Origin of the sequence: Bullifex sp. (genome assembly GCF_034103065.1) — a bacterium.
Taxonomy (GTDB): domain Bacteria; phylum Spirochaetota; class Spirochaetia; order Sphaerochaetales; family Sphaerochaetaceae; genus Bullifex.
This window is the reverse complement of the sequence record NZ_JAXEGN010000158.1, coordinates 1-10,579: the sequence shown is the minus strand read 5'-3', so window position 1 is coordinate 10,579 and position 10,579 is coordinate 1. Positions and strand designations below refer to the sequence as shown.

Below are 10,579 nucleotides of genomic sequence, written 5' to 3'. Positions count from 1 at the left end.
GAGAGGGTATTGACTGGAAGTTCTTCTCTAATGGTTTTATTACCTTACAATTAAACCAAGCTTTTGAAATGTACAATGAAGTTGGAAAGAACAATAATAGGGATCAAAACTTACTTTCTTGTAGAATTCTAGGTACTTTATATACAGATTTATGTAATGTAAATATTCATGCAGGATATTTACTTTCTATGTATAGAATTGATACCGATTCAACAAGACACTTTGGACAAGTTGGAGCTTCAACAAGAATTTATTATATTCCTAAAACTAACTTGTACTTTGATGTAGGTGTATTAACTCGTTTTGCTTTAGACGGCAAAAATGGTGTTCAAATTTATGCTGTAGATGGATTCTTAACCAATAACCAAGATATTATGGATACATCTAAATATGATGATGTTGTTCCAAGACAAGGTATTAACCAACCATATATGGTAGTATTACCTCTTTCACTTGGTTATGCTTTTACAAAGAGTCCTACTTTTGGCGAACTTTTGATGGCTGAATACTTAGAGTTAAGCTTATATTGTGACCTATTATTCTATCAAGGTCCTACTCCTGCTATTAGTACAGGTGTTGAGCTACAATTCTTACTCTCATTAATTGGCTTACAAAAATTTCCATTAACACTAAGAGTAGGGTATGACTCATTAATGAATGACTACATATTCTCTGTAAGATTTGCAATTACAAGATAAAACAGTTAGAGCCCTGAAAAGGGCTCTAATAGTCTTAATGTCTTTTTGACTTTTTATTATTGATATTATATTTACCATGAGGCTTCTTTTTAGGTGATGATTGCTTCCTAGGTAGAAAATCGTCCTCGTCATCATCTCTTGTATCACGACCGTATGGTTGAATATCATCTTCCCACTTTCTTCTAGTACGTCTTACAGATGTTTGTGCATTTGACTTCTTTGTTGCCTTAATTGGCTTTCTTGAATCCTTTTCTGCCTTTGCCCGTACAATAAGAGGTTTTCCTTTTTCTCCTCTAGTTTTGAAGGCATTAATTATTAATTCAGCATACATAGATGGTACGTTAATGAAGCTAAACTCTTCCATGACTTCAATTCCTTGAATATCGTCATCGTTAAGTCTACAACGCTCAATTAACATATTAGCCAATAATCGCTTTGTAAGCCCATCCTTTCTTCCTAAAGCTATAAATAAACGGGTAGTTTCATCAACAGCTATATTCTTACTATCTTTAGCTTTCTTCTTTTGATCTTGAGGCTTTTCTAAGCTCTTAATAGTATGGTACTGACTCTTATCAAGTTCATTTTTATATAAAAGCTTTAATAGTGCCTTTACTACTGTAAAGCTATCTTCCTCTTCAAGGAGCTTTGCTGCAATACCTTCGTATTCAATTGCATTATCTTTAAATGATTCTTCAACTTTAGAAAGGATTCTTTCTTTCTTCTTTTGAAGAATATCATTACTTGATGGTAAAGTTCCTTTTTCGATTTTCATTTTGCTAATACGCTTAATAAACCCAAACTTTCTTGCTTCAGATGGAGTTACGAAGGTAATAGCTGTTCCTTTTTTACCAGCTCTTCCTGTTCTACCAATTCTATGGATATAAACTTCTGGATCTTGAGGAATAGTGAAGTTAATTACATGTGTAAGCTCTTGGACATCAATTCCTCTAGCAGCAACGTCTGTTGCTACAAGAATACTAATCTTATGATCTCTTAATTTCTGAAGAATTATTTCTCTTTGTTTTTGAGAGAGGTCTCCATGAAGAGCCTCAGCGTTATATCCTCTTTCTGAGAGTTTTCTACCAATTTCCTCGCATTGAACCTTGGTCCTACAAAATACGATTCCATAGAAATCATCAGCAAAATCGATAAGACGACAAAGTGCTTCAATTTTATCACTTTCACGAAGATCGAAATAATATTGTTCTGTTAATACTTCTTCATTATCTTGCTTTTTAATTCTAACAACTTTGTAGTCTCTCATGAAGTTTTCTGCTAAGCGTAAGATAGGATCAGGCATTGTAGCAGAAAATAAAAGCATTCTTTTATCTTTTGGGCTAGTTGCAAGAATCTTTTCAATATCTTCGATAAAGCCCATATCAAGCATTTCATCAGCTTCATCGAGAACAGCAAAAGAAATCTTAGAAATATTAAGAGTTCCTCTATCAAGGTGATCTTGAATTCTGCCTGGAGTTCCAACAACAATTTGAAGACCTTTCTTTAACTTCTTAAATTGATTTTCATATGAAGCACCACCATAAATTGCATCAACTGTTATATCACGATTGCCCTTTAATGAGTCAATTTCAGCAGCTACCTGCATCGCAAGCTCTCTTGTTGGTGCAAGGATTAAAGCCTGGGTAGACTTATCTTTTTCGTTGATAGTTTCCAAAATAGGGAGAGCAAAGGCAGCAGTCTTACCTGTACCTGTTCTTGCCTGTCCAATTACATCTAATTTGTTTTCAAGTAAAAGAGGGATACACTCTCTTTGTATGTCAGTAGGCTCGCTAAAGCCCTTTAAACTAAGTGCTTCAAGTGTGGTATCTGATAGTCCTAACACTTTAAAGCTTTCTAATTCATCAAACATTTATATTCCTTATATTAATTTAGCACGAAGAACTATATAGAAAAAAAGAGTGTTATGCAAGTGATTCACCATTTATTATATACTTCTTCAGCAAAACCCATTAAATTAGTTATTTTTATTTCTTCTCCATTATCAAGTTTTACTTTGCCATCAAAATAACCAAATATCTGATTTTGTTTAGAAACAATAATTGCTAAATTAGTGTTTGAAATCCTTGGTACTACTGGCTTAAAGGTTAGATTAAGACGGCCTTCATTATCTTTTATTTCCCAATTATCCATATAGGAATTAAATTTGAATTCAACCTTATTTAGTTTATGAAGCCTATTATTAAAGAAGAATGCATTTTCACTAACTTTTGATCTATCAGAAAAACCATAGCCAAGATTAAAACCAATTGGAATATCGTTGTAAAATCCTGAAGCTGCAGCCCAGTACCAAGTATTTTCTCTTGTCCATCTTCCTCTTCCCCAGTCGAGAATAAGAGTTGATTTATCAATGCAAATATCATCTTTTCTATTTCCTATTTGGACAAACCCTGAAAGGGGAGTCATCGCAATAGCTTTTTCATTTAGATAGAAAGCTTTTCTATTTTCTTCCCAACTAGTTGCGATGTTAATTGTTTCCTTATCGTCAGGCTGTGAAAATATTGCATCAATAAAGATAGGATTCGGAGTAAAGTTTGGTGCATTAACCTCTATGTGTCTTTGTGAACCATTTTTAGAAAATTTGAATGAAAATTTTGGACTTGAAAAGGATATTGTATTATCAATATTTGATGAAGGTGAAAGACCTGTTTTATGAAGAGTTAACAGTTTAATTGTATCACTTTGAATAGCTTTCTTAGTCTTATAGTCAATTAATGCAAGTGCAAATAATCCAGCAAAGCCTAAATCAGAAAAAGTCATGCAAACTACATAGTTTTTACTTTTGTCTAATATAGCATAATAGTCCCATTCTTTTATTCGGATCTTTGAAGCTTTAATTTTTTCTCTTTCATAGATAAAGTATGGTTTTCTAGCAAAACCTTCCTCTGTTAACGTTCCATCATCCTTTAATAATATAGTAGGTTTTAAAATTTCTCTTTCGCTCATGCAATAATTATAAAATCAAAAAAGGAAAAGGAGTAAAAAAAATGCGGGAAGTTAATCCCGCATTATTTGAAATACATTATATTAGTTGTTACCACCTAAGTTTAATACCTTAGAAAAGAGTGTATTTACAAAGTCATCTTCAAATGTAGAGTTATTTAAAATAGCACTCTGTAAATCCTGCTGTATTGCAAGAGTTCCAATGTAATCATAGAAAGTAGGAACTGAAGATTTAATAGATGATGAAACACTCTCATCACCAATCTTGGTAACAATGTAGTTTGAACCAGCTTTTTGTGGAGCAAGTACTGTACCTGTTTCACCCTTGAATAAGCTGTTCATATATGCAGCATCGCTTGAAGCTGTAGCAAGAAGGCCTGCTGCGTCTGTGTAAGCAAATGAACCCATGAATGAACTTGTTTGTGGATTTGCAGGAGTTGATGCAACTTCATATACAGAAAGATCTGTGTAGATGAAATCAGGATTTGCATAGAACTCGTTAGCAGCTGCTTCTGCATATGGAGTAACAAGGTCAGGATTTTCATTAGCAATATAGGACTTTACTACTGAAAGTGTTGTAGCGTCTGATGCATCTGCCATTACTGGAGCTGAATCAACTTTGAAGAATGAGTAGCCATATGATGTGTAGTAAGGACCTGCAAGCTCACCAACTGCTGTTGAGAATACTGCATTTGCATTATCTTGGCTTCCTAATGTGTTTTGAAGGTTGTAGAAGTATACTTCACCAACTTTACCAGAAGCACTCTTAAAAGCATCTATAGAGTCATTAGCTGCTGCATCATCAAAAGTCTTTGTACCAGCTTTAATTTCATCCATTAAAACCTTAGCTGCATCTTCTGTTTCAGCAGAAATGATGGAAACACCAACTTTAGCAAAAGGCTGTGGATTAGAGTTGAGGTAGTTGACTGCATCGCTATCAGGATATGTTTCAGAACCAAATGCAACATATTCAAATGTTCTACCTGTTGCAGCCATTGTACTAACAAAGTCTTTTTCCTTATCTGAAGAACGAACTGTGCTGTAGTCATTTGCAACTGTCATTCCAGGAATTGAACTATAAACATTGTTGTAAATTGATTCTCTCTGTGCCTGTGTGTAGCCATCGTATTTAGCTTTATCAAAAGCACCATCAGTATTGTAGATACCAGAATCAAGGATGTACTGGTTAGTTGCATAATCTGTTGCCTTGATACCAGCCTTATTAGCAGCCTGATTTAAAGCTGTTTGTAATACTGTGCTTTGATATGCTTGATACCAAACAGAATAAAGACTTGACATGTCGAGTGAATCATACTGAGATGCCAAAGAGTTTACTTGGTTACCAAAGTAGTTACCTGGCTTATATTCAATTTTCTCACCATTGTATTTACCGAATACAATGCTATCTTCTGCAAAGAGTGCTCCGATACCTGTTGCTGGAAGAACGAATGTAATAGAGATTAAGATAAGTACTACTACACCAGCCCACCATGCAAAGCTCTTCTTTGATTTTTTTGCTGCGACTTTTTCTTCTGTGTGTTTACCACCTTTTTTAAAGTCAAGATTCTTTTCTTCTGTGTCAGCCATTTTCTTTTTTCCTTTTAGTTAATAGTGACACCTCTGATATGTAGTCAGAGATACCATTATTGAAATTATCATTTTTATTGGATAGGTGTCAACGAAATTATCAGACTTTCCAACTAACATCGAACTTTAATGGATTATTTAAAAGTAGAAAATCGATTAGTCTAAATGAATACTTAATTGTATTGCGTGATATTTTTTGAGCACCATTTACCGAGATAACATCTCCTGGAAGAGTTAAATTAATAGTTATATAGCTATTTTGTAGTGATTCAGGAGCTTCTTCACCAAGTGAGAATACGATCATATCGAGGTAATCTTCTTCGCTATATCCAACGTTGTACTTTGCTAAGAATACTTCAATATTAGGATCTGCTAGGAATGGAACAACTGCTTCAAGCTCTGTGTAGTTGTCGATATCAACATAGAAAGAGAGTTTCCCATTTGATTGCTTAATAATTGATTGTGAGTTTTTTCCCGAAAGCTTTGTTGCAAGGTCTTCAAATGAATTGAAATCAAAGTAAAGAGTGTAGTCATTGTTTGAAGTCTTTACAGCCTGAACTCCTTCAATACCTTCAACTCCAAATAACTGACCTGCAAATGAATTTATGGCGTTATCCATAATTGATTCATCTGACTCAGGTAAGAACTCAGCAAAATCGGTTAATACATCGATAAAGTAATCTTCTACGTGAATATCTGTCATTGAAGTTCCACTTGTACTTTTACTTATTGATGCATTTTCAGTAACAGTGCAGCTAAAAAGGAGACTCAAGGAACATGCTAGTACAAAAATAATTTTTCTCATAAAATAAGCTTAACTGTTGTAATTTGAAAGGGCAAGACAACTTTTTACTTTTTCAAACAACAGACTTTATTTTTTTGGAAAGAAAATATGAAAAAAATACTTTTTACAATATTGTTTTTATTATGTCCTGCAGCACTCTTTGCAGCTCTCTATCATGAGGTTTATACAAATAATGTCACTTTATCTTGGGATAAGGTTGATAACGCTGTTTATTACGATATTTATATCGATAGAACTCCGTTTGTTCGATTACTAAATGGTGAATTGAGCTATACGATTAAAAACTTAAATCAGAATCAAGAGTACACAATTACATTTGGTGCACGTGATGAAAATAATAATACTCTATCGGCATCAAAAGTAACATTTACTACAGGCAATTACTCTGGTACCTATCGTTTTATTAATAAAGGTGATGATAATAACGGAAAGTTTAAGGATATAGAATTTGTAGCAAAACTTATAGAAGATGAGGGCGCCCAATACATGGCTATTAGTTATAACTTAGATGGAGAAATACTACCATTTTTTCCTTTTGACCCAATTGAAGGTCCTTGGCCTTGGATTAAATTTAAAGACAAAATTGATGTTGCTAGGGTTTATAAGGATATTTGTAGAAAGATTAATATCCTAGATGTCACACCTACTGCTTTTCAGCCAGTTAAGGTTCAAAAAACTACAGATAGAGTAATTCTTAATATTACTTCTAAAGCCTTTGGAATTAAGGTAGGAACTATTACCGAATTCCTTTTTAAAAGTGATGAAAGTGGTACATATTTAATTTTTAGAAACACTGGGTCTGATATTGCAAAGAAGGCATTATTTAAGAATGAGGCCTCTGAAGACCCATTTGCATTTGTTCTTGAGAAAGTTGAATAAAATTTTTATTACTATGTAATAACTAGAAAAGGGCTAAAATTTTTTCTTGACAAATCGAAAAATGCAGGATTATTTTCTATGTTTATTGGAGGGAGTATGGAATTTGATCCTGCAAAGAAGACTCTTGTTATAGTTGAGTCTCCTACTAAAGCTAATACAATTAAGAAGTATTTGCCTAAAAATTACTCTGTTGTGGCAAGTAAAGGTCATATTAGGGACCTTCCTTCTGATACCTTAGGTGTAGATATTGAGGATAATTTTAAGCCTCATTACGTTATTACAGAGGGAAAAGAAAGCCGTGTAAATGATTTACAAAAGAAACTAGAAGGGAGTGAACAACTCTTACTTGCAACCGATGAGGACCGTGAAGGAGAATCTATTTCTTGGCACTTAATGGAGCTTTTAAAACCTGAAGTTCCGACAAAGAGAATGGTATTCCATGAAATAACTAAAAAGGCAGTAACTGAAGCACTTTCAAAGGGCAGAGAACTTGATCTTGCTCTTGTAAAGGCTCAAGAGGATAGAAGAATTGTCGATCGTCTTTATGGTTATGAAGTTTCTCCAGTGTTGTGGAAGAGACTGTCAAACAAAAAGTTATCTGCAGGTCGTGTGCAATCTGTTGGTTTAAGATTTATTGTTGATAGAGAAAATGAAAGACTTACATATGTTCCTTCTGTTTACTACGATGTAAAGGTTTTACTTGAAACAAAGGATAGTAAAAGATTTGAAGCAACTCTTGATGAATATAAGGAAAAGAGAGTTGCTACAAGTAAAGACTTTGACTCTACAACTGGTCAATTTAATGGAAAGACCTTACTGCTGGATAAAAAGCTTGCCGATGAGGTTGAAAAGATTTGCAATGAAAATCCATTTTTTATTGAAAGCGTAACTCACAAAACTAGTAAGTCTTCTCCTCTTCCACCTTTTACAACCTCAACACTCCAACAGGTTGCAAATAGAAGATTGAGACTTTCTAGTAAAGAAACTATGAGAGTTGCACAGTCTCTATTTGAAAACGGTTTTATTACCTATATGCGTACTGATAGTGTTAATCTTTCATCTGAATGTATTTCGCTTGCTCGCGAGCAAATTAAGAGTGACTATGGTACTGAATATTTGTCTTCTAGAGAGCGTCACTTTGAAAATAAGAGCAAGAATGCACAGGAAGCGCATGAAGCGATTAGACCAGCTGGTGATGTATTTAGGCGTCCAGATGAAAGTGGTCTGAAAGGGAAGGAGCTTGCGCTATATACATTAATCTACCAGAGAACTCTTGCAACTCAAATGAGTGAAGCCATTAAGAGTACTACAACGGTTAAGGTAAAATGCCAAGATGCTAGATTTACTTCATCTGGTACATCGGTAGTATTTCCTGGCTATTTAAAGGTTTATGGAACTGACCAAGACGATGAAGAGAAAGAGACCTCTCTTCCTTCTGTTAGTGCTGGAGATGAAGAGAAATTAATATCAATTAACGGTAAAGAGCATGTTACTCAACCACCTGCTAGATACAATGAAGCTTCTTTAATTAAAAAGCTTGAAGAAAAAGGTATCGGTAGACCAAGTACATATGCAACTATTATCTCAACCCTTTTAGATCGTGGTTATGCAATTGAAAAAGATAGAAGCTTAATTCCTTCTTTTACAGGATTTGCTGTAAATGGATTAATGAATGAATCTTTTAAGGATCTTGTTGACTATTCATATACCTCTGAAATGGAGGACCAACTTGATAAAATCGCAAATGGTGAAGGTGATGCCTTAAGATACCTACAAGACTTCTACTATGGAAAAGGTAGTGTTAAAGGCTTAAATTCTTTAGTTCAAGGAGCTAGAAGTGATCATTTTGATGCAAAATTATTAACATTCCCTCATCTTTCTGGTGTAGCTAATGTTGAAGGAGAGGTTAAGTACCAAATTAAGGTAGGACCTTTTGGTGCTTATCTATTGCTCGATAAAAAGAAGGATGATGGTAAGGCTGTCATGATTAATCTTCCTGATACACTTTGTCCTGGAACTCTTAATGATGATGATATTGCTCTGTTAATAAAGAATACCCTCCATCCAGAAGAAACTACTGTTGATAACAAGACTCAGCTTAAATCTGGTAAGCATGGTCAATACTGGCAAAGAGGTGATAAAACCTGTAATGTACCAAAAAGTAAGAAAAGTGCAGATAGCTATACAGAGGAAGAAATTGACTTCTATTTCTCACTTCCAAAGGCAATTGCAAGTGATGAAGAAGGAAATGAAATAGTAATCAATAATGGTCCATATGGCGGGTATATTACATATAAAGGTGCTAATTATAAGGTTTTTGGGCCATTAACTGAGCTTACTGCAGAAAAAGCATTATCATTAGTTAGTCGGGATGGCGCATCCTCTAAGGGAGTTGAGTATTCTCCATTTGAAGGAAAAGCTGTTTCTATAAAGAAAGGGCGTTTTGGATCTTATTTAAAATGGGGTAGTGAGAATATCGCATTAACAAAGGATGAAAAAGCTAGAAGCGCTGAACTTACTCAAGAAGAGGTTGAAGATATAATTAAGCGTCATGAGCAGAATACTCAAAAGGAAACAATTGAATCTTCTCGTGGTGTCTATGATGGTAAACCTATCGAAGTTCTTAGTGGCCGTTATGGTGTTTACATTAAATGTGGGGATAAGAATTATCGATTGTCAAAAGCAGACCAAGAGCGAAGTGATTCTTTAACTAGTGAAGAGCTAGTAAATATCATCAAAGCTCAAGAAGAAAAGTCTCTTCCTTTAATGGACTTTGGTACCTTTGAAGGTAAGCCTCTAAGAGTTCTTAATGGTCGTTTTGGTGCTTACCTTAAATGGGGTGATGTGAATATTGCCCTTTCTACAAAAATAAAAAATGATTTAGCTTCTTTAACAGAAGATGTTGCCAAAGAGCTTGTAAGAGCAAAAATGTAAAAAAGAGGGTGTTTGGTTAGTCCAAACACCTTTTCACAAATAGGTAAAGTATGAGAAAATTCCCCCCGGAGGCTACAATGAAACGTTTTATTTCTTTTTCACTTATTTTATTTTCTCTCTTCGTTATGATTTCATGTCAAAGTACAAAAGCAATTGAATGTACTGCTGATGATTATCTTGCTCAGCACATGGAAGAAGGCTTTCTAACAGGAAAAACAGATTATGTTATTTCTGGTATGATGGTTAATGAGCCATATGATACTTATAACTTTTTAGAACTTACAGATTACCATGTTGAAGATGATGGAGTATCTGTTGTATTAAAGGGTACACTTGGAGAAGAGTGGGTTACAAAGCTTTCTAAGGTATTAAAGTCTTATACTAGAGAAGATGGTAGTGCATTATCAGAAGAAGATTTTACAAACAATAAAGGCATCTTCATTCCTATTAGAGCAAAAGCTACTCCAGATTCAAACTTTGCATTCTTTGTTCCTAAGAACATTATTTGTGAAGTTCAAACTGCTTGGGGGGATGTTCTTTACACTAATAAATCAGAAACAAATCATGCATCTGGAGATTACTTAGTTTGTAATGCCGTTGATGGAAAACCTGACTTATCCGATGTTTGGGTAGTAAATGGTGCAGTATTTGAAACTACTTATAATTTAAATAAGTAATTAAAGAAAAATCAAAATCATTTCTAAGGCAAGCTAAAATA

General features: G+C 34.2%; 8 protein-coding genes. 4 read left to right on the top strand and 4 right to left on the bottom strand.

Annotated elements, in window-relative coordinates:
• The coding region (locus SOY52_RS06345) for a hypothetical protein (protein ID WP_414429593.1) at positions 1–698 on the top strand (698 nt) is incomplete at its 5' end.
• A 34-nt stretch (positions 699–732) separates the two neighbouring features.
• On the opposite strand, the gene SOY52_RS06340 is transcribed toward SOY52_RS06345, so the two are convergent.
• The 4 genes from SOY52_RS06340 to SOY52_RS06325 form a co-directional block, all read right to left on the bottom strand.
• Positions 733–2,565: a DEAD/DEAH box helicase gene (locus tag SOY52_RS06340; RefSeq protein WP_320848126.1), complete on the bottom strand. Its 1,833-nt coding sequence runs from the start codon at positions 2,563–2,565 to the stop codon at positions 733–735.
• A 65-nt stretch (positions 2,566–2,630) separates the two neighbouring features.
• Positions 2,631–3,659: a DUF2804 domain-containing protein gene (locus tag SOY52_RS06335; RefSeq protein WP_320848125.1), complete on the bottom strand. Its 1,029-nt coding sequence runs from the start codon at positions 3,657–3,659 to the stop codon at positions 2,631–2,633.
• 81 nt (positions 3,660–3,740) lie between these two features.
• Entirely contained in the window at positions 3,741–5,243 is a 1,503-nt protein-coding gene (locus SOY52_RS06330; protein WP_320848124.1) for a peptidylprolyl isomerase, read from the bottom strand.
• 100 nt (positions 5,244–5,343) lie between these two features.
• Positions 5,344–6,048, bottom strand: a complete 705-nt coding sequence (locus tag SOY52_RS06325) for a hypothetical protein (RefSeq protein WP_320848123.1) — start codon at positions 6,046–6,048, stop codon at positions 5,344–5,346.
• A gap of 87 nt (positions 6,049–6,135) precedes the next feature.
• On the opposite strand from SOY52_RS06325, the gene SOY52_RS06320 reads away from it, so the two are divergent.
• From SOY52_RS06320 to SOY52_RS06310, 3 genes are all read left to right on the top strand, one after another.
• Complete coding sequence (locus SOY52_RS06320; protein WP_320848122.1) at positions 6,136–6,927, top strand: fibronectin type III domain-containing protein; 792 nt, start codon at positions 6,136–6,138, stop codon at positions 6,925–6,927.
• Between the two features lie 96 nt (positions 6,928–7,023).
• Entirely contained in the window at positions 7,024–9,861 is a 2,838-nt protein-coding gene (gene topA, locus SOY52_RS06315) for a type I DNA topoisomerase (RefSeq protein ID WP_320848121.1), read from the top strand.
• 77 nt (positions 9,862–9,938) lie between these two features.
• On the top strand, positions 9,939–10,538 hold the full coding sequence (locus SOY52_RS06310; protein WP_320848120.1) for a hypothetical protein: 600 nt from the start codon (positions 9,939–9,941) through the stop codon (positions 10,536–10,538).
• Positions 10,539–10,579 lie beyond the last annotated feature (41 nt).

Bases quoted from the DNA above. Each gene is read 5' to 3' on its own strand.
- SOY52_RS06340 (WP_320848126.1), bottom strand. From the start codon at position 2,565: ATGTTTGATGAATTAGAAAGCTTTAAAGTGTTAGGACTATCAGATACC.
- SOY52_RS06335 (WP_320848125.1), bottom strand. From the start codon at position 3,659: ATGAGCGAAAGAGAAATTTTAAAACCTACTATATTATTAAAGGATGAT.
- SOY52_RS06330 (WP_320848124.1), bottom strand. From the start codon at position 5,243: ATGGCTGACACAGAAGAAAAGAATCTTGACTTTAAAAAAGGTGGTAAA.
- SOY52_RS06325 (WP_320848123.1), bottom strand. From the start codon at position 6,048: ATGAGAAAAATTATTTTTGTACTAGCATGTTCCTTGAGTCTCCTTTTT.
- SOY52_RS06320 (WP_320848122.1), top strand. From the start codon at position 6,136: ATGAAAAAAATACTTTTTACAATATTGTTTTTATTATGTCCTGCAGCA.
- topA (WP_320848121.1), top strand. From the start codon at position 7,024: ATGGAATTTGATCCTGCAAAGAAGACTCTTGTTATAGTTGAGTCTCCT.
- SOY52_RS06310 (WP_320848120.1), top strand. From the start codon at position 9,939: ATGAAACGTTTTATTTCTTTTTCACTTATTTTATTTTCTCTCTTCGTT.